1 protein-coding gene is annotated in these 651 nt (G+C 63.6%); it reads left to right on the top strand.

Annotated features, from left to right (window positions below):
* Positions 1–74: 74 nt before the first annotated feature.
* Positions 75–651 (top strand): ATPase, T2SS/T4P/T4SS family (locus AACY08_RS27880; RefSeq protein ID WP_445262050.1); only part of this gene is annotated, 577 nt, incomplete at its 3' end.

Below are 651 nucleotides of genomic sequence, written 5' to 3'. Positions count from 1 at the left end.
ATCGGCCCCGATAGAAACGGGGCACTATGACAGCATCACACCACAATTCGGAAGGCCTCGCGCGCGGCGCAAGGATGCTGCGCACTGCGCTCGGTCCTGCAATCGCGCGCTATCTTGATGACGCCAGCATCGTCGAGGTGATGCTCAATCCCGATGGGCGCCTCTGGATCGACCGACTCTCCGAAGGACTTTCCGATACCGGTGAGCGGCTGTCACCAGCGGACGGCGAACGTATCGTTCGCTTGGTTGCGCACCATGTCGGAGCCGAGGTTCATGCTGGTGCTCCTCGGGTATCCGCAGAGTTGCCTGAAACCGGCGAGCGGTTCGAAGGCCTGCTGCCACCCGTCGTCGCTGCCCCCGCATTCGCGATCCGTAAGCCCGCTGTCGCGGTGTTCACGCTCGACGACTACGTCGCGGCCGGCATCATGTCAGCGACGCAGGCCGGGATACTCCGCCGGAGTGTCTCCTCACGCGCCAACATCCTCGTCGCCGGCGGGACATCCACCGGCAAGACGACGCTGACAAACGCGTTGCTCGCCGAAGTTGCGAAGACCGCCGATCGCGTCGTCCTCATCGAAGACACCCGCGAACTGCAATGCGCCGCGCCGAACCTCGTGGCGATGCGAACAAAAGATGGCGTTGCCTCACTTT

It is taken from the genome of Pseudomonas sp. EL_65y_Pfl1_R83 (assembly GCF_963970695.1).
In the GTDB taxonomy this organism is placed as follows: domain Bacteria; phylum Pseudomonadota; class Gammaproteobacteria; order Pseudomonadales; family Pseudomonadaceae; genus Aquipseudomonas; species Aquipseudomonas tritici.
The sequence above is the reverse complement of the archived record's forward strand: the minus strand, read 5'-3'. Positions and strand labels throughout refer to the sequence as shown.